Below are 26429 nucleotides of genomic sequence, written 5' to 3'. Positions count from 1 at the left end.
TCTCAACTATATGAGTTGGGCCCGTCAATGGCCTGATTCAGCCCAGGTCGAGCAAGGTGCAAATCCAACCGCCTCCCCGGGCCTCCAAGGAGACATTGGCCCGGAAGTGCTCCTTGACATGGGACAGGGATACCACGGCTTCAAATCGTCCAGGCCACACCGCGAACAATTCAGCCTCCATCGGCACGATCGGCGGGAAGGACCAACCGAAATCCGCCTTTCGCACTCTGCCGAAATCCGAGCCCTCCAAGATGCGGGCGAATAAGGTCAGGCGCTCCAGGCAGGTGGGGGTGAGCGAACCGGACAACAAGCGGGGGTCGAAGTGCCCACGCGCCACATCGAAGGCCTTGCAAGCGAGCAAGGAGGCCTGGCCTGCCAGGGAGTGGACCAGGGACAGGTCCGGGGGCCTCCATGCCAGTTCGGCGTCCACGTACCGCACCGGAAGGGTCAGTCCCGTCCCGCCGCCTATGGGGATGGAGGTCCGTATGGACATCCGGTCGGAGCCCTGCCTCTTGGGCCAGCATTGCGCAGGATGGGACATCGTCACAGGGCCAAGCCCGGCTCGGCCAGAAACCGCTTCGCTCATAGCATCCACTTTCTCTCCATGTGGCCGATCCTGGGGTCACGGCCCGCGCCATCAGTTTCGCAAGCATGCTCCGCCAGCGGCAAGCGCAGCCCTGTGGAGTGTGCGCATGTGGATGCAAGGCCATACAATGGGGACCTGTCAGCCCGCCTCTGCCTAGTCTCGGTGGTTAGGGGCGCACACACGAAACATACGAAGGAGCGGTGGTGGAGCTCACACGCGCACAAGCAGTGGTCACCAAAACGGTAAGCGCAGCGGTGGGCGTGTGCCTGCTGGTCAGCGCGTCGGCCTGCTCCTGGAGCGAACCGGCCCCTGAGGCCTCCCCCAAGCAGCCGACCGCCAGCACGCAGACGACGCAAGCGGCGGCGATTTTCACCCCTTCCGACGGCCTTACACTGTCCCAGCACACACCGATAAACAAGTGGGCGGCATTCACCCCTGAGCTCAAAGACGCGCTGACCAAGCTGGGATTCGACAAGGACCAGGTCACGACCAGCACCGGCAAGAACCTGGACGAGCAGAGCCGGCAGGTGCAGGACTACGTGGTATCCCACCTCTCCCACCGCGCCCGCAGCGACGGTGCCCCATCGCCCTCCAAGTCGGCGGCGGCCCGGGCTACAACCCTGGTCGTGGCGCCGGCGGCCCAGCCCGATGCCCTTGCCAGGCAGTACGGCGATTACGTCGGATACCCCATCCAGCAACCGCAGAAGGAACAGGCGGGTTCCAGGAAAACCGACCAGTCCGAAAACCCCGGCAGCGGCGACAAGGCGGAAGACGAGCGCCAGCAGGAGGACAACGCTTACCAGCGGCTGGTATCCTCTCTCAAACTGGCCCAAAAGGATGGCATGCACGTGGTCTTGCTCTCCAGCGACCTGCCCACGCTCACGCCCGACCTGCTGGTGGGCATGTCCAATGCCGAGGCGGTAGGGCGCCTGCAGGCCCAGCAGTTGGTTAGCAAGCTTGAGCTCGACAAGGCCAGCAGAACCGACCCACGCGCAGTGGAGGTGATGCTCCCCCGAAGCGCTTCCGATCGGGAGGACCCACAGGCCAACGCCTCGGCCGACCGCTTCGCCCAGGATGCTTTCAAGGGGGTATGGGGGGTGCTGGCTCCGTACTTCCGGGACGGACGGGCCATCAGCCCCTCCGGGCTTTTGGACGGCAAGAGCAGCGAACAGGACTGGCGCGCAGTGGCGTTCGACCCGGGTTCGGACATCGGGATCTCGGATAAGCAGTTGACCGCTCGGATGGAGAAAGCGGAGGCTGCTGGCAAGAGCCAGCGCATCGATGGTGTCATCGCCATGAACGACTTCATCGCTTCCGGCGCGATCTCCGCCCTGACCGACATGGGGTACACCGGCTCCTCCGCCGACGTCAACCCCGAAATCTCGATCGGTGACATCGTCGGCAATATGACCGGTAAGAAGGACCTCCAACGCCACGCGGTTCCGCACCCCAGACCCTCCGACAGCTCCAACTCCAGCGAGCAGGGCGATCAAGAGGGACGGGACCGATCCAATGAGGCCTCGCAGAACGAACACCGGTGGCCGATCATCACGGGCTACGGCGCCTACACCTACAATATCCCCCAGATCGTGAAGGGCCGGCAGTGGATGACCGGCATTGAGGACCGGCAAGGATTGGCCAATGAACTGGCTGTGGTCTGCCGCAGCTTAAACGCAGGCCAAGGACTGACGGGCTTGGAATACGTCAGCCAGCAGAACCGGCAAGGGCGGCAGCTTCCCGTGCTGTCCCGGCCCCTGCTCGCCGTCTCGGCATCGAATTTGAAGAGCTCGCTCATTGACACCGGCTATATCAAACTGGCCGATGCCGGGCTCTGACGGCGAGGTTGCATAAGCTTATTTTGGGCCCAGCAGACGCTCACCGGTCATGGTTTCAGCACGATCCTGTGAGCGTGGGTTCGCCCGATTGGATCCAGGTAGCTCTTACGATCATGGCGTAACCCCCAGTGCAGGCAGCGCCCATCGCAATGGTCGGAACCGCCTTCGACCCTAGCGAACGCCTGTCCACGTGCCACCCGGCTCCCCAAGGGCTTCTGGGTTGTGGCAGGTTCGAAACTGGAGGTCAATCCCCCTATTCTGAGGCTGACGACATCCTTGCCGCCCACCGTCCCAGCAAAGGAGATGACACCGGATTCGGGCGCCAATATAGGCTCGGAGACCGCGGCCTGCAAGTCTACGCCTCGGTGACCGGGCATCCAGGGCTTGGACGGATTGTCAAAAGCCGCAAGAATCCTTGGCGGGCCGCCATCGGCGGGCGCTAACGGCCAAAGCCAAGCTGGACCGCACCCTCCGGAGCCCTCCCCTGCCACTCCCCGCTGTGGGGAACCGGACGGAGGAAGGGCTGCCGAAGCTAGGGGCGAAACCGGTAGCAGGCCCAGGCCCAGCACGAGCAGCGCCATGGCAAGAGCTCGAAGCCTGAGCGCGCGACGCACCGCCAACCAACGCCTCATGGCTCGGCGGCGGACTGCCAGCCGTCGGTTTGACTCCGATTCACTCATCACAATGGGCTCCCTGCGCTTCAGACCGACGACCGCCGGTCAGGAACCCTATTCTCGCCCCGGTAGCCGGCGGAGGCCAGGCTCACAAGGCAATGTGGTCGAATGTGCCGAGGTCCCGCTCGCAGGCGGGCTTGATGACGACAAACCGCGCGAGGCGAAGCCGACCGGACCGGGGCCCTCACTCGGTTCGGCCGACTCATCGGCTCAGGTAACCCTCCCCCCTCCATAAGCGCTCACGCCGCTGGAGCACTTACTTGCTCTCCTGGGCCATCCAGTATGCCAGGGACTTGAGCGAACCAGCCTGCAGACGGTCCTGGAACCGCTTAACCTGCTCGGGATCCTCGCAAGTCTCGGAGAAGTGCATGTAGCGGGTGTCCAATGGACGCTCGCGGGTGAGCTTGACGTCGATGACCGAGGGCTTGTCGGCGGCCCTAGCCTCGGCGAACGCCCGTTTAGCATCGTCCAGGGTGCGCACTGTGAAGCCCAGTGCCCCGTAGCCCTCGCCCACCTTGGCCCAGTCCGTGTCCGGCAGGTCCACGCCAGACAAGGGCTGATGGGAGTCATCCAGCTGCTCGGCCTCGATGAAGCCCAAGGACTCGTTGGAGAAGACCACGTTGATGACCGGCGCGTTGTACTTGAGCTGGGCCAGAACCTCCTCGCTCAGCATGGCGAAACCGCCGTCGCCCGACAGGGAGTAGACGGTGGAATCCGGGTACTCCAGCTTGGCCGCCAAAGCGCCTGGGACCGCGAAGCCCATCGTGGCGTGCTTGCCGGAGACGCACCAACGGTTGGACGGCTTGATCTTGGCCAGGCGTAGGAAGTTGATGTCCACATTGCCCACGTCGGGGATGAAGATGTCATCATCCTCCATCTGCTCGTTAATGATGTTGAAAATGGGCTCGGGTCGTAGCGGGGTAGAGGCATCGTCCTTGAAGGAGTCGATCCACTCGTTCCAGTTCTCCTTGCTCTTGATGCAGGCCCGGAAGAAGGGCTTGGACTCCTGCTCCTGACCGGCGTCCAAAATCGCTCGCAGGGCCAGCTTGGCGTCCGCTTGGATGGCCAGGGCCACCTCGGGCTCAAAGCGCTTGCCCAACTTGGCGCCGTCGGTGTCGATCTGAACGATCCTTGTGTGAGGCGATACGAGTTGGGAGCCGAAGGGGTTGTCGGAGCCCACCCAGAGCATCACGTCACAGGCGTACTGGGCCTCATTGGCGGTTTTTGTGGCTACGCGGCCAGCGGACTGCAGGTAAGCCGGGTAGCCGTCCTCTACGATGCCCTTTGCAGGAAAAGTTGAAGTCAGAGGCATCCTGAACTTCTCTGACATTTCAATCAGCTCGTCATGAGCGTCCTTGGCCCCTATACCAAAATACAGCAGAGGGCGTTCGGCCGACTGGACGAGCTTGACCGCCTCCTGAATCAAATCGGGGCGGGGCGGAATCGGAGCCGGTTCGCGGAAGTTCTTCGCGGTGGCCACCGGCAGATCGACGATGTCGTCCCAGGCCAGGTCCTTGGGGATGATGACCACCGAGACGCCCTTGTACTTATAAGCGCGGCGGATGGCCTCATCAACCAGGACGGGCAGACCCTGGGCGTTGGTGGCGGCCTTGTCGAAGACTGCCACGTCGGTGAACATCGGCACTTCGTCCATGGCTTGGAAGAAGTCCGTGTTCATGAATTGCTGGGGCACCTCGCCGACGAGCGCCAAGACGGGTACGCCGTCCTCCCTAGCGTCGTACAGGCCGTTGAGCAGGTGGGCCGCACCGGGGCCGGAGGACCCGAAGCAGACGCCGATGCGTCCAGTCAGCTTGGCTTCGGCGGCGGCCGCGATAGCGCCCGCTTCCTCATGACGAACTTGGATGAAATCCACGCGCTCGCGCTCGTTGTGGAGGGCATTCATCATCGAGTCGAAAGAGCCTCCGGGAAGACCATAGATGCGCGGCACCCCCCACTGCTCCAGAACTCGCAATACCGCGTCGCCCGCGTTGATCCTGCCTTCGGCAGTCGTTCCGTTTGACATGCACAACCTCCTGTACGGGGCAGACGAGATGGGTCAGTCTGCTTGGAATACCTTGGAGCGGGTCATCGTCAACACCGCGCAAGGGCTACTACAAGCCTATTACGAATCACGGTTCCAAAGGGAGGGCTTACGCGAATGCGTATGAAACTTCACAAGGAGGCAGGAAACCTGCAAATTAAGGAGAACCAATCACTCTCCAGGAGACGAGCTCCCGCGGCTGGGCTTGAACCAGCGACATTCTGATTAACAGTCAGACGCTCTGCCAACTGAGCTACGCGGGAATGCGGCGTTCAACTTTCGCTGAACACAATTTATGTATAGTAGCGGAGCGCCCGCCCTTCCGCAAACTTGGCGTGTCGAATCGGATGGGTCAGGGGCGCCAAGGGAGGGAAGGATACGGTCCAGACGCCTGGGTACCTGGACCGCCGGGACTTCACCCCTCCGACTCGCCCTTTGCGGTGCCTTCCCCTGTCAGCAGCGCGCGCAGTTGCAGCAAGTAGTTCTGGTAGGCGGCCCGGCCCTTGTCCGTCAAAGACAGGTAGGTGGCTGGCTTACGGCCTTCGAAGGTCTTGGCGATGCGCACGTAACCGGCCTGCTCAAGCTTGCCCGCGTGGACCGAGAGGTTGCCTGCGGTCATATCCAACAGTTGACGCAGGTTCTCGAACGACATCTCCCCATCCGCTTCCATATGGGACAGGACAGCCATAATGCGCAAACGCGAGGCGGCGTGGATGACCGGATCAAGATCCCCGCTCATGCTCGCCCACCCTCAACCCCGGAAGTGCTGTGCCGCCGGGAGTTGATGCGCACAACCAGAGCCAGCGTAAGGAAACTGCCTCCGCCCAGCAAGGCCATCACGAAGAAGCCCACGGTGCTGGTCAGCAGGAGCATGGCGACCGAGAGCACCAGCATGAAGAGCCCGCCAAGGTACATGGGCAGGTCGAAGTTGCCTAAGAGACCGCCAGCCATATATTGCAGGCCGACGATGAAAGCCGCCACGCTATTGTAAAGAAGCCATGACATCGAGTCGCTCAGGTCGAAATGCACTACGATCAGGCCGCAAATCGACATGCCCGCCGCGAAGGCGAACAGCCAGGACCAGGCATAGGCTGCGCCTTTCAGCTGCGATTGCCCACGCCATCCCCGACTGGCCCGGACATGGAAGGCCACGAAGAGCACAGCTCCGCAAAGCAGCGCGATGGCGAACAGGACGTAGGCCCACCCTTGCGGCTCCCCGTGGTGGGTCATGGATGAGAAGGCCAGAACCAGGTAGCCCACCAGCCATGCCAGCCCCCAGACCAGGAAGATCACCTGTTTTCGGCCGGCGAACCGGGCGTTCAGCTTGGACTGGTCACTTGCGATGATGCGCATAGCGGTGGCGGGATCGCTGATTGATTCAGGGTCGCCGGCCACGCTTGGACAATGGTTGGCTTCATCGAACTTCGTCATTGTGCTGCCTTTCTGTTGTGCGTCATCAATTGAACATCCCCCGATAAAAAGTACTTTATATCATAAAGTACTTTTATACAACAGAACATCACTTTGGCAACGTATTGTTCCTTGGCCCCCTCTCCCCCCGGCCCGATCAGCGCGATAACAACCGGCTTACATGCAGATTTTCGACAGGGGCATGACCGAGTCGATGGAGAAACCCGCTGGCGATGGACGCACGCCAGCCTGGACCAGGTTGGACCCCAACATGGCGACCATAGCGCCGTTGTCGGTGCAGAGCTTAACTTCAGGAATGCGTACTTGCACGCCCCGCTCCGCTCCCTCCTGCGCTAGTTTGGCCCTGAGTTGGGAGTTGGCGCTGAAACCGCCACCTACAATCAGGCTGTGTGAACCGTAAAGCTCGCAGGCGTCCAGGGCTTTACGGGACAATACCGATGCTACCGAATCGGCCAGGGAGGCGCATACATCGTCAATTGGTACAGGACGACCTGCGTCCTCCTGCTCCTCCACCCAGCGGGCGACCGCGGTTTTGACCCCCGAGAAGCTGAAATCGTAAGGGTGCTCCGCCCCCGCCCTGCCCTGTGTCAGCCCCTGTGGGACCCGGATGGCCTTGGGGTTGCCGGTTTGCGCATGCCGGTCGATGTGCGGTCCGCCTGGGTAGGGAAAACCTAGAATACGGGCGATTTTGTCAAAGCACTCCCCCGCGGCGTCATCCAGGGTGCTGCCTACCACATCCACCTGCCGCGCCACGTCACGCACATGCAGGAGGGAGGTGTGACCCCCTGAGACGATTAAAGCCAGTGTGCCTTCGGGGAAGTCGCCGAATTGAAGCTGGGTGACCGCTATATGGCCGATGACGTGGTTGATCCCGTAGAGGGGCTTGCCGGCCGCCCAGGCCAAAGCCTTAGCGCCGGAGACGCCCACAGCCAGGCAACCAGCCAAACCTGGACCCGCCGATACCGCTATAGCGTCCACATCCGCCAACTCCATCCGGGCATCCGATAACGCCTGGCTTACCACCGGCACGAAGGCCTCAGCATGGGCCCGGGAGGCAATCTCGGGAATCACCCCACCATACCGGGCGTGCTCGTTCATCGACGAGGCGACCACGTTGGACAGCAATTCCCGCCCGCGCACGACTGCGGCTGCCGTCTCATCACAGGTCGATTCGATCCCCAGCACCACCGCTTCACTCATAGTCCCGTCCCATCCCTGTCTTGTCTGTCTGGCCCATCCGTGCCTGAGCGCCCTCGTGGCCCACCGGCAACCCGCTCACGGCGGGGCTCCGCAAATCCACCGACATGGCATATGCGTCAATCCCCTCGGGTTGGTAGTAGCGTTTGCGCAAACGCAGTCGGCGGAAGCCGAAACGCCGGTAGAGGGCCAAGGCGGGCTCATTGTCGACACGCACTTCCAAGAGCATTCTGGCGGCCGACTGGTGCCGCGCCTGGTCAATCAAGCGCGACAATAATCCAGAGCCCAAGCCTGCGCCCCGACAATCCGGGCGCACACCGATGGTCATCAACTCCGCGTCTGCGCCATCATGCCAAAAACCGCCATAGGCCTGAATTTCGCCATCCTGCTCGTACAGCAGATAGGTCCGGGCCGGCGCGTTGAGCTCTTGCTCAAGCATCCCGCGAGTCCAGGCACCCGGGCCGAACACCGTCTTCTCAAGGGTCACCAGGGCGTCCAAGTCGGGCGCTTCCACCTGCCGGTACATCAGGCCCCCATCACGCGCTTGAGCGGCTTAGGGACCGAGACGTCAGGACGGCGTAAGTAAAGGGGTTCGACAGGCCGTGGTTCGCGCTGCCTGAGCGCGCAGCGAGCGAAGACCCGTAAGCCTTCGGCCCCTCCTTCGAAAATGACGTCCTGCGCCACCCGGCCCACGTAATCCAGGGCCTGCCAGCTGCTCTCGTACCGGTCCAACCCGCGTCCAGCCACATCCACTTGGACCGCCCTTCCGGGTTCTTGGACCAGCAGGTCCGCGCATACCTGATTGACCCGCTCAACGATGCGGTCGGGATGGTCGATGTCCATGCTGATCAGCGGCTTCCCAGGCGCACCTGATCCAGGGTCGGGTTGGTCGTATAAGGCAAAGTAAAGCTGACGCCGACGAGCATCGTTGACCGCCAGCGTCAGCCGTCTGACAGCCGACTCAACCAAGCCGACCTGATCCCTCCCATTATACGTCCACGCCGCCTGCGCCGAGAGGATGTCCTGCCCCAGCAGACGCGCTCCGGTCGCGAAAGACAAGGCCTTAGCCGCGACAATCCCAGTGCGTAATCCAGTGAAGGGTGCAGGGCCTACTCCAACGATGATCGCGCGCAAATCGTTCGCCTTCAAACCGGCCTGGCGCATGACACGGTCCAAGGTCGGCTCCAGAAGCTCGACGTGCCGGCGGGACTCCTCCTCCACAACCGGCTCCCCGCCTTCCAGCCCTATGGTCATCCCGTAGGAGGTGTCGATAATCAGCGTGGGACCTTCCTGCCCCGCGCCCTGTGCCTTACCATCACTGCCGCTCATGCTTCCATCACCCTCCGCACGCATCCCATCCTCTCCTTCCAGGAATCACCGACCGGCCGGATGCGAACCATCCGCAGGCCCTTGCTGGTAAGGGCCTCGTCACCCACGTCGTCGGCTTTCAAAGGCCGCTCGATATTCACTTCGAGCCGGGCGGGGGCCAGGGCGGAAGCCATCTGCTGGCCCCACTCCATCAGCACCACGGTCCGCTCGCCTGGGTCCTCCAGCTCCTCGTCCAGACCCAAGGACTCCAATTGGTCCAGGAGCAGGTTTGTGCTGTCTTGTCCCGGCTCGTATCCGGCCGAGCCCAGCCGGTAGGCATCCACGTGCACCAAGCGCAGAGGACTGCCATCAGCGGCCTGGCCCTGGAGCTCACGAGCGATGGTGAAGGTCGGTGAGACGATTGGGCCATCAGCCTTAAGCCCCCGTCCAAAGCCTTGCGCCAATGTGGTTTTACCGGCTCCGAGAGGGCCTGAGAGCACCAGCACATCACCGCCGCGCACGATATGGGCCAGGGCCGCGCCTATCGCGCGCATCCGCTCAGCCGTAGGGGCCTTCAGAAGCAGGGCACGACCGTCATCCGCGTTAATCTCGCTCATGCTTCCTTCCCCTTGGAGGCCACTACCCTAAGGGCCCGCTCCACCGCATAGCCAGGGTCGCCGCCCACCCCTTTGCGTCGTTCATCCGCCTGGGCCAACGCTTCAATCGCCCGGGCCAAGCTGGACGAAGTCCAACTCTTCAACTGCCGTCGAACCTGGCGCACCTGCCAGGGCGGCGCGCCCACTTGGCTCTGGTCGATCTTGCCAGCGTCCAGGGCGGCGACCTTGGCCAGTAAGCGCACTTTGAAAGCCAAGGCTCCAATCATGGCCAGAGCATCCACTCCCTGCCGCAAGGCTTCGCGCATGGCGACGATGGCTTGCGCGCCATTGCCGCCCATGGCCAGTTCGGCAATCAGGAAGGAGCCCGCCTGGGGGTCGTCGGTCAAATACTCCTGGACCACGGCCAAGGTCAGTGGGTCCTGGTCGAAATCGAAGCAGAGCTGCTCGCACATAGCGGCCAACTCCGCGGTGCGATCGCCTAAGACGCTGACCAGCAATTGGGCGGCTTGGGGCTCCAGACGCCTACCCCGCCGCTTGAATTCATCGAGGACGAAACCTAGTTTGTCGTCGGCCCGTTTCAGGTTGGGCACCTGCTCCTTGCGTGCCCCGGCCTTATCCAACGCCGCCAGCAGCCTTCTGCCTTTATTACCTCCCGAATGGCGGCAAATCACGACGCTGTCGGATTCGGGATCCTTGACGGCTTGAGCGCAAAAGGCGACCATCGCCTCGCCTAATGCATCCCGGGCATCATCCAGGTTGTTGACCAGCACGACTCCAGCCTCGGATAGGAGTGAGGGGCTGATCGCCTCATCGAAGGCGTAGGCATCGCATTGGCCGGCGTCCAACTCGACCACCTCAGCCTGAGACCGGACGGCTTTCGCCTGATCACGCAGCGAGCGCATGGCTCGGTCAGCCAGGAAAGCGTCCCCGCCGGTCAGGATTGTGAACGGCCAGACAGCCGACTGATCTTGTGTCATACTGCTAATTTCTCTTTATCGGTGGACAAGCGGGAGACCCAGGTCCGGCCCTGGTCACCTTGGTGAAGGACAAGGCCGTTAAGCGCTGCCAGCTGTCGTGGAACCAGGAGCGCAGACGCAGCCAGGCGGTCGGACGGTAGGATGCGCCGCCCAGAGCTGGGCCCGGCTCCAAACGGTTCGACCCCATTACAGGATCGCGGCTCAGCCCCAGCCGGCGCCGGAGCAGGACGGCCGATAATGCCAGAAGCACCAGGGCTCCTTCGGTCAGCGCGATGGCTAGGGAGCCAATCAAACCACCCGGCCAGGGCAGGACGGCAAGGCCAGCCTCGCCTATGCCGGTGGCGGTTCGCTCCATGACCCAGGTGCCCCAGGAGGACAGGCGAACCAGCACCACGGCCAGCGGCGGGCACGGCATGGCCAAGCACAGACCCAGCAGCCCGCACAGGGTCGCCACGTCAACGAATGGCGTCACAATCAGGTTGGCCAGGACGGATAGGACCGGCAGCTGCGGCGACATAAGGACTTGTATCGGCAGCGTGGCGGCCTGGGCGCTCAGGGTCACGGACAAGGGTTGCGCCAGAAAAGAGGGCAGATGGTCCCGACAAGCGTCGGCCAGGGGGCCGCTGACAGTCGCTATGCCCAGGACAGCGGCGCAGGAAAGCGCGTACCCAAACGAGCGGGCCATTGACGGATGGACCAACAGGGTCAGCATGGCGGTCCAGCACAGAGCGGCCACCGACTGCCCCTTGCGCCCCAACCCCATGGCCAGGGCCGACAGCAGGCTCATGGCCTGCGCCCGGAGCACGGAGTCGGAGGGGTACATCGCCCGGGCCAGCGACAAGCAAGCGGCAGCCAGAGCCACCGCTTGGAACCAGCGCGGCGCACGCATCCGGCGCAGGAACCATCGGACCAGTGAGGCTATGAGGAGAAAGTGACTGCCTGAGACGGCCATCAGGTGCATGATGCCCGAGCGTTTGAAGTTCATGCTCAGCCGGCTGGCGTACGCCGGAACGGTGTGATCGCCGGACCCACCACCGAACAGGTAGGACTCCTGGCCCAACACCCCCAAGGTCAGCCCTGGCACCAGAACCCTGCCTTGGTCGTCAAGACCCCTGGTCAGCGCGAGGAAGGCGTCCTGCATGGCGGACATGCCCGCGGACAGGCGGTCCGGCGCCTCCAACTGGCGCAAGGCGCCGCCAGCCTGGGGTGGCGAGCGGGAACCTTTGGACCGGTTCGCCTCTTCCTTGGGAAGGGTCAGCCAGAGACGTGACCTGCCGAAACCCGCCAATCGCAGCTCACCGTGCACCTGGTAGACCCCACCCTGACGGAGGGCGCAACCAGCCCCATTGGCGTAGAGCCGGGCAGGCGCTCTCGAGCCGAGGACCAAACCGGAAGCATCCAACCCCTCAATGGTCACATCGGCCCTGCACTCCTGGCCCAGTCGTTCCGAAGCCATAGTCGGCGAGCGCGACCTGACCCTCGCGGTGATGATGGTTGGGCCGGACAACGCCTCGCGGACCGCCCCGTCCCCTTCCGCCACCATGGCCGAGGAAAGGCCGGCTCCGCCCTCCACAGCCGCAGTAACGACCATCAGGAGGACCAGCGTGACCAGACTGCCTAAGCGGTCGACGAGAGTGCCACGGGTGCGGCGGATGCGAATCGGGCGCGACGGTTGGAGCCCGCGCCAACCCACCCAAACCAAGGCTACGGCTACGACGCAGACGATTCCGGTCACCCCCAGGGCCAAGAAGTACCGGCCAACCGGCTGTGACGCGCCCTCCTGGGACTTGGCCGCGCTCTGCGAACGCGCGGCGGCGGAAGGACTCAGCCAACGGTCGAAGAGGAGCTGCGCGGCTAGGCTGGCCGACCAGGCCGCCAGCAGACAGGGCAGCATCCGCCAGTCTTGGCTCCCCCGTTCCCGCCTTGCATCCATCAGGGCCTCACTGTTGGGCTGCCTGTCATCCTGATTCATCGCACGACCAGCCTGTCCCTGATTTTCTCCAGGGTCTTGGGGCCTATTCCGCTGACTTGGAGAAGCTGGTCGACCGAGCTGAACCGGCCTATGCTCGTCCGGTAGTCGATGATCCTCTTGGCCATGACCGGTCCTATTCCGTTGACACTGTCGAGTTGGTTGACGTCCGCCGTATTGAGGTCCACAACCCCCGGCGGCAGGGGCCCGGCCTGGGACTGGACCGTTGCATCAGGAGCTTGGGTGCCTCGCTGGGGTGAAGGCTGGGGCTTGGTGGCCGACGTGGGGGGATGGAAAGACTTTGATGAACCGGTGGCAGGAGGCGAATTGGCATGGGACGCAGCAAACGAGCCCGTCTGCTCCAAGTTGCGGGCCTGCTGGATGAAGAGGGTCAAGCTGGCGCACAAGGCTACAGTCAGGACCAGAATCACAATCATGGCATGGACCGGCTTGACCAGCAGACGGGGCCGGTCCCGAGCAGCTTCCGAATCAACAGCCCATGACCGGGCGTCGCCATCCCCCGGACGCACCCCGCTCAAGGCGGCCAGGCTGCCCTTCGCCAGTGGAATCCAGCCATCGGAGGCGGTTAAGGCTGCAGGCCTGTGCATACGCGGTTCCGATGAGTCCGCGTCCATCCCAGGCGACGATGCCAGGGACGGGGGCGGCGGCGGAAGACGCCTGCGCTTCGGCGCTCGCGCCTGTAGTCCCGTCCGCTGAAGACGGTGATCCTGACTGCCTTGATGGTTGCGCATGGGCCCATCATGCCAAGGCCCTCCCGTCGAAATCCAGACGGGAGGGCCTATGTGGTCGAATGTGCGCAGCGATCAGTCGGCAGGCACAATCGAAACGATCCGGGGGGCCTTGACGATGACCTTGCGGGGCTCCTTGCCAGCCAAGCGGTCCTGGATGGCGGGCAGGGCCAGGGCCTGCGCCTGAAGCTCGTCGGCGCTGATGGAGGGGCTCACCTGGAGCTTGCCGCGCACCTTGCCCTTGACCTGAACCACCGCAGTGACCTGCTCTTGGGCCAAGTAGCGCTGCTCATAGCTGGGCCAAGGGGCGTGGGCCAGGGACTCGCTGTGACCCAACCGGCTCCAGAGCTCCTCGCAGATGTGAGGGGCGATTGGCGAGAGCATCAGGACCAGGGGCTCGATGACCGCCCGGGGTTTGTCGCTCAGACCGGTCAGATGGTTGTTGAGCACAATCAGTTTGGAAATCGCCGTGTTGGGGCGCATGCCCTCCATCTCCTCGGTCACGTCACGAATCGTGCGGTGCAGGAGCTTGAGCGTCTCTTCATCCGGTTCCGCCTCGCTGACGCTCAACTGCCCGGTGGGTTCGTCGATCACGTTGCGCCACAGGCGTTGGAGGAATCGCATGCCGCCGATCACGTTGCGCGTGTTCCAGGGGCGGGACTCGGCCAGCGGCCCCATGCTCATCTCGTAGAGGCGGAAGGTGTCGGCCCCGTAGGTGGCGTACATGTCGTCCGGGGTGATGATGTTCTTCAGGCTCTTGCCCATTTTGCCGAACTCGCGGTTGGCGTGCTGGCCCTGCCAGCTGTATACGGTCCGGCCATCCTCCTCGTGCCCCTCCACTTCGGCGGCGGGCAGGTACTGGCCACGGTCGTCGGTGTAGGCGTACGCCTGGATCATGCCCTGGTTGAAGAGCTTATGGAAGGGCTCAGGCGAGCTCACGTAGCCCAGGTCGTAGAGCACTTTGTGCCAGAACCGCGCGTAGAGCAGATGGAGGACCGCGTGCTCCACGCCGCCAACATACAGGTCCACGCCGCCGGAAGCGCCGGCGCTGGCGTTGTGGTTGGGCCCCAGCCAGTAGTCGAACTCCTCCGGCTCGACCAGGTGGCGCTCGTCACCGGGGTCGATGTAGCGCATGTAGTACCAGCAGGAACCGGCCCAATTGGGCATCGTGTTGGTGTCGCGGTAGTAGGTCTTCGGCCCCTGGCCCAAGTCCATGGTCACCTTGACCCAGCCTTCGTTGCGGCTCAGGGGGGCCTCCGGGCTGGATTCCGCATCGTCAGGGTCGAAGGTCTTCGGGCTGTAGTCGGGCACCTCCGGCAGCTTGACCGGCAGCTGGTCGTCGGGAATCAAGTGGGGCAGCCCGTCCTCGTCGTAGACCACCGGGAAGGGCTCGCCCCAGTAACGCTGACGGGAGAAGAGCCAGTCGCGCAGCCGGTAGGAGGTTTCCCCGCGACCCACGCCGGCCGCTTCCAGCCAGGCGGTGGCCTTTTCGATCGCGGCATCGACACGCAGGCCGTCCAGGCTCAGGGCGTCGCCCTTGGCGTAGGTGGACTCCACACTGGAGTTGACGACGACACCATCGTGGGAGACGAACGGGGCCTTGCCTCGGTAATCGTCCAGGCTCTCCCCCGACTCGGGCAGGGGCTGGACCGTATAGATGACCGGCAGTCCATACTTGGCGGCGAAATCATAGTCGCGCTGGTCGCCACCGGGCACGGCCATAATCGCTCCGGTGCCGTAATCCATCAGCACGTAGTCGGCGGTGAAGACAGGGAGGCGCGCGCCGGTGATTGGATTCACCACGTACAGGCCGGTGAACAAACCTGATTTGGCCCCGGCCTCATCCACGCGATCCTTGGCGGTCTTGGCCTGCGCGGCCTTGCGGTATGCGGCCACAGCGGCGGTCGGGGTCTCGTATCCGCCCTTCCAAGAGTCGGGAATGCCGGCTCCCCAGTCCTGGGGCACATGCTCCAGGAGGGCGTGCTCAGGCGAGACGACCGCGAATGTGGCCCCGAACAGGGTGTCAGGGCGCGTCGTGTAGACCTCCATGCTCTGGGGGCTGTCGCCTCCTTCCACCTGGAAGCGGATCAGGGCCCCGTGCGACTCGCCAATCCAGTTGCGCTGCATGAGCTTGACCTTCTCAGGCCAATCCAGGAGTCCCAAGTCCTCGATCAACCGGTGGCCGTATGCCGTGATGCGCATCGACCACTGTTTGAGCTCGCGCTGGAATACCGGGAAGTTGCCGCGCTCGGAGCGCCCTTCGGCCGTGACCTCCTCGTTAGCCAGGACCGTGCCCAAGCCCGGGCACCAGTTGACCGGCGATTTGGAGATGTACGCCAGGCGGTACCCGTTGAGGATCTCGGAGCGCTCGGCCTCGGCCAGCTGGTCCCAAACCGCTCCCCCGCCCTCATGACCGGGAATCGGCTTGGCACCGGAGCGGAAGGCCTCCTCCAGTTCGCTGATCGGTCGGGCCGACCCCAGGCCGCCGTCCCGCCGTTGGAAGTCAGGGTCGTACCAGGATTCATAAATACGCGAGAATATCCACTGGGTCCAGCGGATGTAGCCGTTGTCGATCGTGGCGAAACTGCGTCGGTCGTCGAAGCTGAGCCCCAGCCTGTGCAGCTGCCAACGCATGTTGGCGATGTTCTGCTCGGTAGTGACCCGAGGGTGCTGGCCGGTTTGGACCGCGTATTGCTCAGCCGGCAGGCCGAAGGCGTCGTAGCCCATGGCGTGCAGGACGTTCTCCCCCTTCATTCGATGGTAGCGGGAGACCACGTCGGTGGCTATGTATCCCAAGGGGTGGCCCACGTGCAGCCCCTTGCCCGAAGGGTAGGGGAACATGTCAATCACGAAATAGGGGGTGGCTCCATCAGCGTTCCGGCCCCGGCCATCGGTCAGGCCTCCGGAGACGTTGGCCGCCCAGAACTCGCCGTCCTTGTCCCAGCGTTCCTGCCACTTGCCTTCGATGGTCTGGGCCATTTGGGCGTTGTATCGGTAGGCGGGCTCGCTAGTCGCCCCATCGTCTGCCTGTTTTTCACTGTTCTCATTCGCGCTCATAGGCACTGATTATCCACATTCGCGTGGACACGGGCCAGCGGTCGTCCGCTCTGTGGACGCGTGCGCCTGGATGCGTCTTCGTTCAACGGTTGGAGCGGGGAGCTGCGGAGCCGGCTCGCCATGGATCGCTGGCGGTCAAATCGACATGGTAGTCGATCGCGGAGGCGGCCGATCGCACCGCCCTCCCCCATGAGCCGTCCGAGTGCATCTTGTTGAGCGCTTTGTCGATTGCCGCGACCAGTTCAGGTTGCCCTCGCCGGACGGCCACGCCATAGTTTTCGGCCCCGAGACGGGCTCCAGCCAAGGTCAGCTGCCCGCCGCCCATGACCGAGGACGCGCCGGCCAGGGCGATATCGTCACCTGATACCGCATCCGCCTGCCCGCTCAGCAAGGCGGTGACGCATGCCCCGATCCTCTCGCGTTCCTGGATTCGAGCCTGGGGGGCCTGGTTGCTGATCGCCTGCTCCGAGGTGGAGCCGGACAAAACGCACACCTTGCGGTCGCGCAGGTCTTGGACGCCGCCCAGGTGCGAGTCGGCCTTGCGCACCAGCAGGTCCTGGGCCGCCACAAAATAGGGACCGGCGAAGTCCACCTGCTCCTGGCGGGCGGAGGTGATCGAATAGGCGGCCACGACCATGTCCACCTGGCCTGCCTCCAAAACCTCCTCGCGGTCGCTGGGCAACACGTCATGCCACACGATCTGCGAGGGAACGAACCCCAGCTCATGCACCAGGTAGCGCGCTACATCCAAGTCCAGACCCGAGCGGTTGCCGGAGCGCACGAAGCCCAGTCCAGGCTGGTCGGCGAGCACCCCCACGTGAATCTTCGGCCCGATGGAGCTGACGTCGTAAGCGGAGGCCCGCCCCCCGCACCCACCGAGCCCCACGGTCAGGGCGAAAGCCCCGAGGGCCACGGCCAGCCGTCTCAGTCCCCTCAACCCTTTGCCGGCCATATCCCCGTCCTCATTTGAACATCCGCGAGCGGGTCAGGAACCAGGTGACCAGGGCCGTGAGCGCCGCTGATAGCAGGACCACTGCGACGAACCCCCAAGGCTTATCGGTCAATGGCATGCCTGACATGCCGTTCTGGAAGTTCATGCCGTACATGGAGAAGATCAAGGTGGGCACCGACAGTGAGATCGAGATGATCGTGAAGATGCGCATGACGTTGTTCAAGTTGTTCGACACAATCGAGCCGAAGGCATCGGTCATGCCGGAAAGCACGGAAGAGTATATATTGGCCATTTCGATGGCCTGTTTGTTCTCAGTGATCACATCGCCCAGGAGGTCCTCATCGTCCGGGTATTGCTTGATGCGGTCCAGGCTGGTCAGCTTCTCCAGCACGATCTCATTGGACTTCAGGCTTGTGGCGAAATAGACCAGGGCCTTGCTGAGCTCCAGGAGCATCAGAATCTCCCGGTTCTGCATGGAGTAGCGCAGCTTGAGCTCGAGCTTATCGGACTCGCGGTCGATGATGCGCAGGTAGCGCAGGTACATGCCGGCGTTGCGGTAGAGGATTTGCAGGATGAAGCGGGATTTCATGAAGGTATTGAAACCGCGGATCGTGCCTTCCATGAAGGGATGAAGCAGGACGGTGTCTTGCATGCACACCGTGATGATCAGGTCCTCGGTCACGATGATCGACAGGGGGATCGTCTCGTAGAAATCACGACCCTCGCGCTCCTCCATCGTGGGGATGTCAACGATGATCATCGTGTAGTCATCCTCCACGTCCACGCGGCTTCGCTCCTCGTCATCAAGCGGTGCGCGCAGGTCGGCCAGACTGATGCCGGTGTCTTGGGCCACGCCAGCCAGCTCCACATCGGTGGGCTCAGACAGGCAAATCCAAGAGCCTTTGCGGGCGGCACCTATCTGCTCGATCTGCCCGGCCATCGTGCTGAATACCCTCATCATCGCTGTCACCGCCTTCCGCTGCGTAACCCATGACCTTCCCGATTGCCTATGGTACTGGGCCCTGCCCCGTGGCGGGGCGCTAGAGACTCGCCTACCGGGCCAGCCCTCCTAGGATAGCCCGGCTGTTGACCTCAACACGATGCGACGCCTTCGGGCAGCCACGAAACAACCAGGGTGGTCTCCAAACCCCTAGGGGAAGCGCAAGCCCGGGTGGCGCCTATGGGATTCAGACATGGCGTCGGCCGTCACCAGCGTTTTCGGATCACGGTCGCCCTGGTGGCAGCCATTGTCGAGGGCCGGCGCCGTTTGGCGCGCCGACGGCCGGGATCAGGGCTTGGGCCGCCGCCAACCTGGAGCCGCCCATTGTGGGGCTCCATCAGCGCTCGCGGTTGCGTAAGGCCCGCCCCTGCATGTAACGGGTCAAGTTGTCCAAAGCAATGGCAACGATGCGCTCCCCATTGGCCGACAGGTTAGTGCCGCCGGACACGTGCGGGGTGATCACGCAACGCTCCTGCCGCCACAACGGGTGCCCGGCTGGCAGGGGCTCAGGTTCGGTGACGTCCAAGCCGGCGCCCCTGATCGACCCCTCCTCCAAGGCCTGGGACAGGGCGGCGCAATCCACCGCATCGCCTCTCCCTCCGTTGATCAGTATGGCTTGCGGGCTCATCAAGTCCAGGCGACGGGCATCAATCAAGTGGTGGGTGTCGGGCGAGGCAGGCACCGCCAGGGCCACGACATCGGCCCGGGGCAGCAGGTCGTCCAGTTCGTCGAAACCGTGCATGGCGTCGATGCCTTCGGCCGGGTGCTCGGGGCTCCTCCGTACACCGAGGGTCTTGGCCCCGACCGCCTGGGCCAGACAAGCGAAATGTGAACCCAAATCACCGGTGCCAACCACCAGGACGGTCGCCCCGCGCGGCGACAAGGCTTGACCCAAGTAGCCCCAGCGCTCCAGCCGCTGCTGGTCCCTGTAGAGGCCGAGCCCCTTCATCAGGGACCACATCAGCGCGAACATGTGCTCGGAGACGGACTGGCCGAAGGCGCCTGAAGCCCCCGAAAGCATGGCTCCCGAAGGCAGGACCCCCTCCTTCTGGTAGGCGTCGACGCCGGCCGTGGCGGTCTGCAGCCATTCCAAACTCCCACAAGAGGCCACCTGCGCGGCTGGTGGGTTGCCGATCACAACGGTCGCCCATTGGACCAAATCAGCGGGCAGGTCCATCTTCCAACTTGGCTGGTCCCTGTTGGAAGCATCTGCGATGAAGCGCTGCTGGGCTCCACGCCCGGCTTGCTGGAATCGGGCTCGCTCTTGGTCGGTCAGGGGCAAGCAGTTGACGATTCGCACCTGCGCGGGGTCCGGGGCCTGGCCTTGACGGCCTGGGGCCGATGCGGACGGACCGGAGTCAAAATGCTGTGTTGCATCCATGCCACCATCATAGGCGTCAAAGCGGCTGGACGCAGGCCGCGCAAGGGGCGCCGGCCCAGCCCCATCGGTCGCTGCCGGCAACGTTGAACCCTAGCGATGGCGCCGCGACACACTGACTTGCACGCTCAAGCAACGTGGGTGTATGCTGTCAAAGGTTCGCGACACGGGGCTATGGCGCAGCTGGTAGCGCGTCTCCATGGCATGGAGAAGGTCGGGGGTTCGATTCCCCCTAGCTCCACGGGCAGCCCGGAATCCGCTTTCGGATTCCGGGCTTTTTTATATTTGTCCGGAGCCGCATAGGCCGGGGTTTCCTCCAGACGCCCAATTTCCAAGTGGCAGGATAGGCTTGAGTGTATAGATTAGCGGTTAGGAGCACAGGTGGCATTGTTCGAGACGATTAAGTCCTACGCGCACAAGCGGTCCGAGAAGGCTTCAGGCAATGGTGGCCCCGAACCGCAGAAGGCCTTAGCCGACAATCCCGGCAATCAGAGCCTCGTCCATGCGCCCGGCAGCGATGTGGGCCTGCCCAACACGCATGACTGGTCCAACGGTTACCCCACCACTACGTACATGGACGCGAAATCAGGGCTGCTCACCGCGTGTACGGCGGGCGCCGGCGAAGTGCCCGACGACATGACCGTCTACACCCTGTACGAGGGCCGCGCCAAGCGGGCTCCGGACTCCCCCATGCTCCACTTCCGTCAAGACGGCGAGTGGGTGTACCGCACTGGTTCCGAGGTTTTGAACGACATCCGCACGGCCGCCAAAGGCTTGATTCATTCGGGGCTGAAGAAGGGCGATACGGTCGCCTTCATGTGCCAAACCTCCTATGAATGGGACATCGTCGACGCGGCGGTCCTGTCCATCGGCGGCGTCATCGCTACGATTTACGACACCGATTCGGCCGAGCAGATTCGTCTGATCGTCGACAACTCCGACGCCCGGCTGCTGATCGTCCAGACCAAGGCCATGCGGGAGAAGGCCGATGGGGCCATCGAGGAGTGCCCTTCCCTGGAACGCATCGCCTGCCTGGAGACTGGCGCCCTCCAAGAGCTCCAGGCCTACGGCAACTCCGTATCGGACGAAGAGCTGGACGAGCGCATCCGCTCGGTCAAGAAGACCGACCTGTGCTCGATCGTCTACACCTCCGGATCCACAGCGGCCCCCAAGGGCGTTGAAATGACCCACGAGCACTACTGCACCCTGGCCCGCAACCTCACCTCATTCATCCCCAACCTGACCGATGACCCAGACGGGTCCATCCTCCTCTTCCTCCCCCAGGCCCACACCTTCGCACGGGCCATATCATACGGGGTCATCTCGGCCTCCATGCAGGTCTACATCTCCCAGGGGCTCAATAACCTGCTCTCCGACTTGCAGGAGTCCAAGCCAACCGTTGTCATCGGCGTGCCCAGGGTCTTCGAGAAGATCTACAACGCTGCCACGCAGAAAGCCGGGCACGGGCCCAAGGGCGTCGTCTTCGCCCAAGCCGCCTGCGCCGCCCGAGACTACATGTCCGATGTGGCCAAGCGGGGCAAGCCCACCCGCAAGGACGCCCTACGAAGGGCCGCCTTCGACCCGCTGGTCTACTCATCCTTGCGTGAGGTGCTGGGAGGGCGGGCCAAGTGGATCGTCTCCGGCGGAGCGCCGCTGGACCACTCCCTCCTCAGCTTCTTCCGTGGCGCGAAGATTCCCGTCTACGAGGGTTACGGCCTTACCGAGACCACCGCCCCCTGCGCCTTCAGCCCCCTGGGCACCCCTTACCGGCAGGGTTCAGTGGGCATCCCCTTCCCAGGTTTCTCGATTCGCATCGCCCAGGACGGCGAGATCCAAGTCAAGGGGACCTGCGTCTTCCACCGCTACCACAAGAACCCACAGGCCACGGCTGGGGTCTTCACAGCGGACGGCTGGTACGGCACCGGCGACCTGGGACGTCTGAGCAACGATGGCTTCCTTTACATCACCGGCAGGAAGAAGGATCTGATCATCACGGCGGGCGGCAAGAACGTCTCCCCCAGGCCCATTGAGGAGATCATCGAACGCTCCCCAATCGTCTCCCAGGCCCTGATCTTGGGCGACAAACGGCCCTTCATCTCCGCCCTGGTCACACTGGATGAGGAGGCCCTGCGCTCCTGGCTAAGCTCCGAGGGCCTGGGTTCCGACATGTCGATGGAGGAGGCCGCTTCCAACGCGGCGGTCCGCGCCGAAGTGGAAGAATACGTGGACAAGGCGAATGAGGGGGTCTCGCGGGCGGAGTCGGTGCGCAAGTTCATCATCCTGCCCGAGGAGTTCTCCCAGGAGAACGGGCTGATGACACCGTCCATGAAGGTCATCCGGCCCAAGGTCCTGGAACGTTACGCCGACCTGCTCAGGACGCGCATGTACACGCCTAAGAAGCCAAAAAATACTAAAAAGTAGGGTCCATCCACTTACGATAGCGCCCCGTTTCGCCTTGCCCACCCAGGCGAAACGGGGCGCTATCGTTCAGAAGCCGAGGCGTTGAAGTTGCTTGGGGTCGCCTTGCCAGTTCTTCGCCACCCGCACGTGCAGATCCAGCTTGGCCTTCACTCCTAGGATTCGGTTGACCTGCGTGCGCAGGCGCTTTTTGACACGAACCAGGTTTTCGGCGCCACGTCCGATGATGATGGGCTTTTGGGAGTCGCGCTCCACGAAAATCGAGACACGCACCAGGGCTTTGTCCGAGGTGTGTCCGGCTGGGTCCAAGGGCTGGCCAGGCATCTCGATCTCGTCGACGACGACGGCCAGGGAGTGGGGCAGCTCGTCGTCGAGCTCCTCCAGGAAGGCCCCGCGAATCAGCTCGGCTATCGTGTCCTCCGGCTTCTCCTCACTCACCTGTTCAGCCGGATACATCTGAGGTCCGGCTGGCATGGCGGCGATCAGGACCCGCTTGACTTCATCCAGGTTGTCATTGGCCAGGGCCGATACAGGGACCACGTCGGAGAAATCGGCGAAGGTGCTGATCTCAATCAGCTTGGCCATAAGGGCCTTGCGGTCCAGCTCGTCGATCTTGGTGACCACTGCGATCAGCGGCCGACGCCACTTCCATCCTCCATCGGGCTTCTGGTTTGCGAAATCCTGGCGCAGACGACTCAGGATCCGCCGGTCACCCGGCCCAATCTCCTGGTCGGCCGGCAGCAGGAAGGCAATCGCGTCCACCTGCGAGAGGGAGTCCTGGACCACCTCATTGAGCCGCTTGCCCAACAGGGTCTTCGGCTTGTGTATGCCTGGGGTGTCCACAAGCACGATTTGGGCCCCTTCGGTGGTCACAATCCCCCGGATGGCCTTGCGCGTGGTCTCCGGACGCGAGGAGGCGATCGCGACTTGCCGCCCCACCAAAGCGTTGATCAAAGTGGATTTGCCAACGTTGGGCCGACCCACGACGGCCGCGAAGCCCGACCGGTAGGGTTCCGCCCCCGCTTTGGGCCGGTCCGCCTCCCGCGTGTGGCCGCCCTGGTTGGCGTCGCCTGCTTGACTCATATCCGTAACTCCCTGCTTCCGATTGAACGTTTGAACCCGCTGCCCGGTCTGGCCGCGCACTGTGAGATTTCAGACTACTCCTGGCTTGCGGCCGCGTCTTCACGCTCGGCCTGCCCGCCCTGTTCTGCCGAACGCGCGGCTGGCTCCACGATGATGGTGGCGATCTTCTTGCGCCGACCAGCCGCGTCCGCCGCGGTTAGTTTCAGACCTCGCGTCACGGCCGAAGAGCCGACGATGGGCACTGATCCAAGGAGTTTGGTCAACAGCCCGTAGACCGTGTCCACATCGTCCTCGTCTATGTCTATCTCGAAGATCTCCTCCAGGACGGCGATTGGGGTGCGGGCGGGCAGCTTCCAGACGTTGGGCCCGATTTTCTGGGGTTCCTCGCGTTGAATCCGGTCGTGCTCGTCCTCAAGCTCGCCGACGATCTGCTCAATCGCATCCTCGATCGTGACCAGGCCTGCGACGCCGCCATATTCATCGACAACCACAGCCAGGTGGTGGCGACTGCGCTGCATGGAGTGGAAGAGGTCGTCCACTGGCTTGGACTCGGGAACCAGGTTCGCTTCACGTGCCAAGGACCCTGCAGTACGGGAGCCGGCTTCGCGCTCGAAGGCGATGATTTTGACCACGTCTTTGAGATAGAGGACGCCTTTCAAATCGTCCACGTCCTCACCAATCACCGGAACCCTGGAGAAGCCGGAACGGGAGAAGAGCTTGAGCGCCGAAGACAGTGACGTGTCCTGACCGATGCAGATCATGTCGGTGCGGGGCACCATGATCTCGCGCGTCAGCGTGCTTGACAGCGTCAGGACGTTATCCAGCATTTCCGAGATCTCCGGGTCGAAAGCGCCGGCTTCGACCAGCTGATCGACCATAGCCCGTCCCTGCTCAATCTGGATTTTCTCCAGTTCCTCGTCATCCGAAAGGTCGCTGAAACGGCCCGTCTTGCCTCCACGTTCCTCCCTGGCGGAACGGGCGAAGGGGGTTAAGCGCACAGCCAGGCCGATGGCCCGCACATGCCGCAGCATGATGTCCACAGGCTTGCGGGCCCCGCTGACCCGAGGGCGGGTCATGACCGAAACCATGGCTACGAGAATGGCGAAAACAAAACCGCATAGGAGGTTGGCCCACAGGGGCAGGGCGAACAAAGCCGCCAAGCAGGAGGCCAGGATGCCGGTCAGGATATTGCAGGAGACGCGGAAGAAGGCGCAGGATCCGGTGGTGGCGTGGCGGTCGACGATCAGGGACTGGACCCGGTGAACCTTATCGATGCGCTTCATGCGTGAGAATTGACTGAGCTCACCGTCGGTCTGCAGTCCCAGAATCAGGTTGTTCAGACTGGACTTAGTGACCCTTGAGACCGCGCCCTCAGCAGCGGCCATGACCAGGGACAGCCAGACCAGCAGAAGGGCGGCCAAGACCAGACCAATCGCCGATAGGACCATTTGAGCGCTCATGAGGCCCGCCTGCCTTGGTCGTGCCCACCCGAAGCGCCCGGATGGGCGCGTTCGTAAACCTCCAGGGCGTCAGGCGCGCCGGCTGGCAGCGCGGCCCGCTCGATCGGCCCTGGCCGCTGGGCAAGGAATGTGAGCAGGAGCTGGCGTTGCAGGCCGAACATCTGATGCTCCTGGACCCGGGTCGTATGGTCGTAGCCCAAGAGGTGAAGGCAACCGTGGGCGGCCAACAGGAGCATCTCCTCCATGGTCGAATGGCCGGCAGCTACGGCCTGCTTACTGGCCACCCAGGGGCAGATCACGATGTCGCCCAAGATGCCTTCGGGCAGGGAGCCGCCCTCGCCGGGGCGCAGCTCGTCCATCGGGAAGCTCATCACGTCGGTCGGCCCTTCCAGTCCCATCCAACGCTCATGGAGGACGGCCATAGGTTCCGGGTCGTTGAAGATTATCGTCATGTCCGATTGGGTGGACACGCGCATCTGGTCCAAGACCCACAACCCTAGGTCAGAGAAGATCTTCGGCTCAATCAGCCACTGGGTCTCGTTGGTCACTTCCACGCTCATGACCGTCCCTCCCCCGGATCGCTAGTCGTTTGCTTCCGCTGCGGGCGAGCGCTGGCGTAACGCTCATAAGCCTCGACAATACGGCCGACCAGCTGGTGGCGGACCACGTCGCCGGCGGCCAGGTGCACGAAGGCGATGCCTTCGACGCCCCCCAGAATCTCCTCGATTGACACCAGGCCAGAAGCGGGGAGGCCCAAGTCCACCTGGGTCACGTCACCGGTGATGACCATCTTCGAGTTGAAGCCCAGCCGGGTCAGGAACATCTTCATCTGCTGGCGGGTCGTGTTCTGGGCCTCGTCCAGAATCACGAACGCATCATTGAGCGTCCGACCACGCATGTAAGCCAGGGGGGCGACCTCAATCGCCCCGTTCTCCATGAAATGGCGCATCCGCTCGCCACCCAGCATATCGGACAAGGCGTCATACAAAGGCCTCAGATAGGGGTCGACCTTCTCGGTGAGCCCGCCAGGCAAGAAACCTAAGTTCTCCCCCGCCTCCACTGCTGGCCGAGTCAGGATGATCCGGCTGACCTGCCGCGAGCGGAAGGCCTGGACCGCCTTGGCCACCGCCAGGTATGTCTTGCCGGTACCTGCGGGGCCGATGCCGAAGGTGATCGTATGACTGGCGATCGCGTTCACATAGCCGGTCTGTCCTCGTGTCTTGGGTCGCACCGGCCGCCCTGCCGCGTAGGCGATGACGCCAGGGACGCGAGCACGCCGCCCCTCCCCTTCAAACAGCCCCTCCCAATCGGCCTCGTGGAGCCAGGAATCAGCTCTGCGTCCTTCCTTGACCACGGGGGCGGACGATCCGGCAGTGGGCGCGGGCGCGGCTTCGCCGTAGCGGTCCCGGTCCAAGAGCTCCTGCACGGCTCCCGCGTCGAGGGGGGCCGAGTACGCAGAATCAATCACGGTCTCCAACAGCCGCTGAGCCCGTAGAGCCTGGCCCTCAGCTTCGGCTGAGTCCGCTTGCAGGAGGATGCGATTGCCCCTAGCAAGAATGTTGACGGTTGGGAAGGCCCGCTCGACCTCCCGCAAGACTGAGTCGCCCGGTCCGAGCACCGCCACCGGGTCCACCCCGGAGGGAATCGTGATTGCGCGTTTGGTCACAGCCACCCTGAATGCCCCGTCCCACCCATCG

22 protein-coding genes and 2 tRNA genes are annotated in these 26429 nt (G+C 63.5%); 3 read left to right on the top strand and 21 right to left on the bottom strand.

What is annotated here, in order from left to right:
- Positions 1-37: 37 nt before the first annotated feature.
- Entirely contained in the window at positions 38-586 is a 549-nt protein-coding gene (locus tag AB656_RS01955; RefSeq protein WP_152593106.1) for a hypothetical protein, read from the bottom strand.
- Between the two features lie 203 nt (positions 587-789).
- On the opposite strand from AB656_RS01955, the gene AB656_RS01950 reads away from it, so the two are divergent.
- Positions 790-2421, top strand: a complete 1632-nt coding sequence (locus tag AB656_RS01950) for a type 1 periplasmic-binding domain-containing protein (RefSeq protein ID WP_033503465.1) — start codon at positions 790-792, stop codon at positions 2419-2421.
- A 47-nt stretch (positions 2422-2468) separates the two neighbouring features.
- On the opposite strand, the gene AB656_RS07930 is transcribed toward AB656_RS01950, so the two are convergent.
- The 16 genes from AB656_RS07930 to AB656_RS01875 all read right to left on the bottom strand — a co-directional run bounded on the left by AB656_RS07930 (position 2469) and on the right by AB656_RS01875 (position 19774).
- Entirely contained in the window at positions 2469-2798 is a 330-nt protein-coding gene (locus AB656_RS07930) for a M23 family metallopeptidase (RefSeq protein WP_161788279.1), read from the bottom strand.
- Between the two features lie 553 nt (positions 2799-3351).
- Positions 3352-5118, bottom strand: coding sequence for a pyruvate oxidase (gene spxB / locus AB656_RS01945; RefSeq protein ID WP_033503463.1), 1767 nt, complete (start codon positions 5116-5118; stop codon positions 3352-3354).
- Positions 5119-5326: 208 nt separating this feature from the next.
- A tRNA-Asn gene (locus AB656_RS01940) sits at positions 5327-5399 on the bottom strand.
- 152 nt (positions 5400-5551) lie between these two features.
- On the bottom strand, positions 5552-5875 hold the full coding sequence (locus AB656_RS01935) for a transcriptional regulator (protein WP_033503461.1): 324 nt from the start codon (positions 5873-5875) through the stop codon (positions 5552-5554).
- On the bottom strand, positions 5872-6567 hold the full coding sequence (locus tag AB656_RS01930; RefSeq protein ID WP_033503459.1) for a hypothetical protein: 696 nt from the start codon (positions 6565-6567) through the stop codon (positions 5872-5874). Before AB656_RS01930 ends, AB656_RS01935 begins: the two co-directional genes overlap by 4 nt.
- A 156-nt stretch (positions 6568-6723) precedes the next feature.
- Positions 6724-7767 (bottom strand): tRNA (adenosine(37)-N6)-threonylcarbamoyltransferase complex transferase subunit TsaD, encoded by a 1044-nt coding sequence (gene tsaD, locus AB656_RS01925; protein WP_033503457.1) that lies wholly within the window; start codon positions 7765-7767, stop codon positions 6724-6726.
- A complete protein-coding gene (gene rimI / locus AB656_RS01920; RefSeq protein WP_081924834.1) occupies positions 7760-8290 on the bottom strand; it encodes a ribosomal protein S18-alanine N-acetyltransferase in 531 nt (176 codons plus the stop codon). The genes tsaD and rimI overlap by 8 nt, the downstream gene beginning before the upstream one ends.
- On the bottom strand, positions 8290-9093 hold the full coding sequence (tsaB, locus tag AB656_RS01915; RefSeq protein WP_051905249.1) for a tRNA (adenosine(37)-N6)-threonylcarbamoyltransferase complex dimerization subunit type 1 TsaB: 804 nt from the start codon (positions 9091-9093) through the stop codon (positions 8290-8292). Before tsaB ends, rimI begins: the two co-directional genes overlap by 1 nt.
- Positions 9090-9689 (bottom strand): tRNA (adenosine(37)-N6)-threonylcarbamoyltransferase complex ATPase subunit type 1 TsaE, encoded by a 600-nt coding sequence (gene tsaE, locus AB656_RS01910; protein WP_051905248.1) that lies wholly within the window; start codon positions 9687-9689, stop codon positions 9090-9092. The genes tsaB and tsaE overlap by 4 nt, the downstream gene beginning before the upstream one ends.
- Entirely contained in the window at positions 9686-10666 is a 981-nt protein-coding gene (holA, locus tag AB656_RS01905) for a DNA polymerase III subunit delta (protein WP_033503456.1), read from the bottom strand. The genes tsaE and holA overlap by 4 nt, the downstream gene beginning before the upstream one ends.
- Positions 10667-10670: 4 nt before the next feature.
- Entirely contained in the window at positions 10671-12638 is a 1968-nt protein-coding gene (locus tag AB656_RS01900; protein WP_033503454.1) for a ComEC/Rec2 family competence protein, read from the bottom strand.
- Positions 12635-13243, bottom strand: coding sequence for a ComEA family DNA-binding protein (locus AB656_RS01895; RefSeq protein ID WP_051905247.1), 609 nt, complete (start codon positions 13241-13243; stop codon positions 12635-12637). The genes AB656_RS01900 and AB656_RS01895 overlap by 4 nt, the downstream gene beginning before the upstream one ends.
- A gap of 216 nt (positions 13244-13459) precedes the next feature.
- Entirely contained in the window at positions 13460-16441 is a 2982-nt protein-coding gene (gene leuS, locus AB656_RS01890; protein WP_033503452.1) for a leucine--tRNA ligase, read from the bottom strand.
- Between the two features lie 82 nt (positions 16442-16523).
- A complete protein-coding gene (locus tag AB656_RS01885; protein ID WP_033503451.1) occupies positions 16524-17393 on the bottom strand; it encodes a transporter substrate-binding domain-containing protein in 870 nt (289 codons plus the stop codon).
- 10 nt (positions 17394-17403) lie between these two features.
- On the bottom strand, positions 17404-18354 hold the full coding sequence (locus tag AB656_RS01880) for a magnesium transporter CorA family protein (protein ID WP_033503450.1): 951 nt from the start codon (positions 18352-18354) through the stop codon (positions 17404-17406).
- Between the two features lie 376 nt (positions 18355-18730).
- Positions 18731-19774 carry a D-2-hydroxyacid dehydrogenase gene (locus AB656_RS01875; RefSeq protein WP_081924832.1) on the bottom strand — a complete coding sequence of 348 codons (1044 nt, stop codon included), beginning with the start codon at positions 19772-19774 and terminating at the stop codon, positions 18731-18733.
- A gap of 165 nt (positions 19775-19939) precedes the next feature.
- Here AB656_RS01875 and AB656_RS01870 point away from each other — a divergent pair.
- Positions 19940-20012: transfer RNA gene (locus tag AB656_RS01870), tRNA-Ala, on the top strand.
- A 140-nt stretch (positions 20013-20152) separates the two neighbouring features.
- Complete coding sequence (locus tag AB656_RS01865; RefSeq protein WP_033503448.1) at positions 20153-22192, top strand: AMP-dependent synthetase/ligase; 2040 nt, start codon at positions 20153-20155, stop codon at positions 22190-22192.
- Positions 22193-22258: 66 nt separating this feature from the next.
- On the opposite strand, the gene era is transcribed toward AB656_RS01865, so the two are convergent.
- The 4 genes from era to AB656_RS01845 all read right to left on the bottom strand — a co-directional run bounded on the left by era (position 22259) and on the right by AB656_RS01845 (position 26404).
- A complete protein-coding gene (era, locus tag AB656_RS01860) occupies positions 22259-23272 on the bottom strand; it encodes a GTPase Era (RefSeq protein WP_033503446.1) in 1014 nt (337 codons plus the stop codon).
- A gap of 74 nt (positions 23273-23346) precedes the next feature.
- A complete protein-coding gene (locus AB656_RS01855) occupies positions 23347-24732 on the bottom strand; it encodes a hemolysin family protein (protein ID WP_033503444.1) in 1386 nt (461 codons plus the stop codon).
- Positions 24729-25292 (bottom strand): rRNA maturation RNase YbeY, encoded by a 564-nt coding sequence (gene ybeY / locus AB656_RS01850; RefSeq protein WP_033503442.1) that lies wholly within the window; start codon positions 25290-25292, stop codon positions 24729-24731. Before ybeY ends, AB656_RS01855 begins: the two co-directional genes overlap by 4 nt.
- Positions 25289-26404 carry a PhoH family protein gene (locus AB656_RS01845; RefSeq protein ID WP_033503440.1) on the bottom strand — a complete coding sequence of 372 codons (1116 nt, stop codon included), beginning with the start codon at positions 26402-26404 and terminating at the stop codon, positions 25289-25291. Before AB656_RS01845 ends, ybeY begins: the two co-directional genes overlap by 4 nt.
- Positions 26405-26429 lie beyond the last annotated feature (25 nt).

The organism is Bifidobacterium actinocoloniiforme DSM 22766, assembly GCF_001263395.1.
Taxonomy (GTDB): Bacteria; Actinomycetota; Actinomycetes; order Actinomycetales; family Bifidobacteriaceae; genus Bombiscardovia; species Bombiscardovia actinocoloniiformis.
Note: the sequence above shows the minus strand (reverse complement) of the source record. Positions and strands in the feature narration are given on the sequence as shown.

Bases quoted from the DNA above. Each gene is read 5' to 3' on its own strand.
- AB656_RS01955 (WP_152593106.1), bottom strand. From the start codon at position 586: ATGAGCGAAGCGGTTTCTGGCCGAGCCGGGCTTGGCCCTGTGACGATG.
- tsaB (WP_051905249.1), bottom strand. From the start codon at position 9,093: ATGAGCGGCAGTGATGGTAAGGCACAGGGCGCGGGGCAGGAAGGTCCC.
- AB656_RS01855 (WP_033503444.1), bottom strand. From the start codon at position 24,732: ATGAGCGCTCAAATGGTCCTATCGGCGATTGGTCTGGTCTTGGCCGCC.
- rimI (WP_081924834.1), bottom strand. From the start codon at position 8,290: ATGTACCGGCAGGTGGAAGCGCCCGACTTGGACGCCCTGGTGACCCTT.
- AB656_RS01930 (WP_033503459.1), bottom strand. From the start codon at position 6,567: ATGACGAAGTTCGATGAAGCCAACCATTGTCCAAGCGTGGCCGGCGAC.
- leuS (WP_033503452.1), bottom strand. From the start codon at position 16,441: ATGAGCGCGAATGAGAACAGTGAAAAACAGGCAGACGATGGGGCGACT.
- spxB (WP_033503463.1), bottom strand. From the start codon at position 5,118: ATGTCAAACGGAACGACTGCCGAAGGCAGGATCAACGCGGGCGACGCG.
- AB656_RS01875 (WP_081924832.1), bottom strand. From the start codon at position 19,774: ATGGATGCAACACAGCATTTTGACTCCGGTCCGTCCGCATCGGCCCCA.
- ybeY (WP_033503442.1), bottom strand. From the start codon at position 25,292: ATGAGCGTGGAAGTGACCAACGAGACCCAGTGGCTGATTGAGCCGAAG.
- tsaE (WP_051905248.1), bottom strand. From the start codon at position 9,689: ATGAGCGAGATTAACGCGGATGACGGTCGTGCCCTGCTTCTGAAGGCC.
- AB656_RS07930 (WP_161788279.1), bottom strand. From the start codon at position 2,798: ATGCCCGGTCACCGAGGCGTAGACTTGCAGGCCGCGGTCTCCGAGCCT.
- AB656_RS01880 (WP_033503450.1), bottom strand. From the start codon at position 18,354: ATGATGAGGGTATTCAGCACGATGGCCGGGCAGATCGAGCAGATAGGT.
- holA (WP_033503456.1), bottom strand. From the start codon at position 10,666: ATGACACAAGATCAGTCGGCTGTCTGGCCGTTCACAATCCTGACCGGC.
- AB656_RS01885 (WP_033503451.1), bottom strand. From the start codon at position 17,393: ATGGCCGGCAAAGGGTTGAGGGGACTGAGACGGCTGGCCGTGGCCCTC.
- AB656_RS01935 (WP_033503461.1), bottom strand. From the start codon at position 5,875: ATGAGCGGGGATCTTGATCCGGTCATCCACGCCGCCTCGCGTTTGCGC.
- AB656_RS01895 (WP_051905247.1), bottom strand. From the start codon at position 13,243: ATGCACAGGCCTGCAGCCTTAACCGCCTCCGATGGCTGGATTCCACTG.
- AB656_RS01900 (WP_033503454.1), bottom strand. From the start codon at position 12,638: ATGAATCAGGATGACAGGCAGCCCAACAGTGAGGCCCTGATGGATGCA.
- era (WP_033503446.1), bottom strand. From the start codon at position 23,272: ATGAGTCAAGCAGGCGACGCCAACCAGGGCGGCCACACGCGGGAGGCG.
- tsaD (WP_033503457.1), bottom strand. From the start codon at position 7,767: ATGAGTGAAGCGGTGGTGCTGGGGATCGAATCGACCTGTGATGAGACG.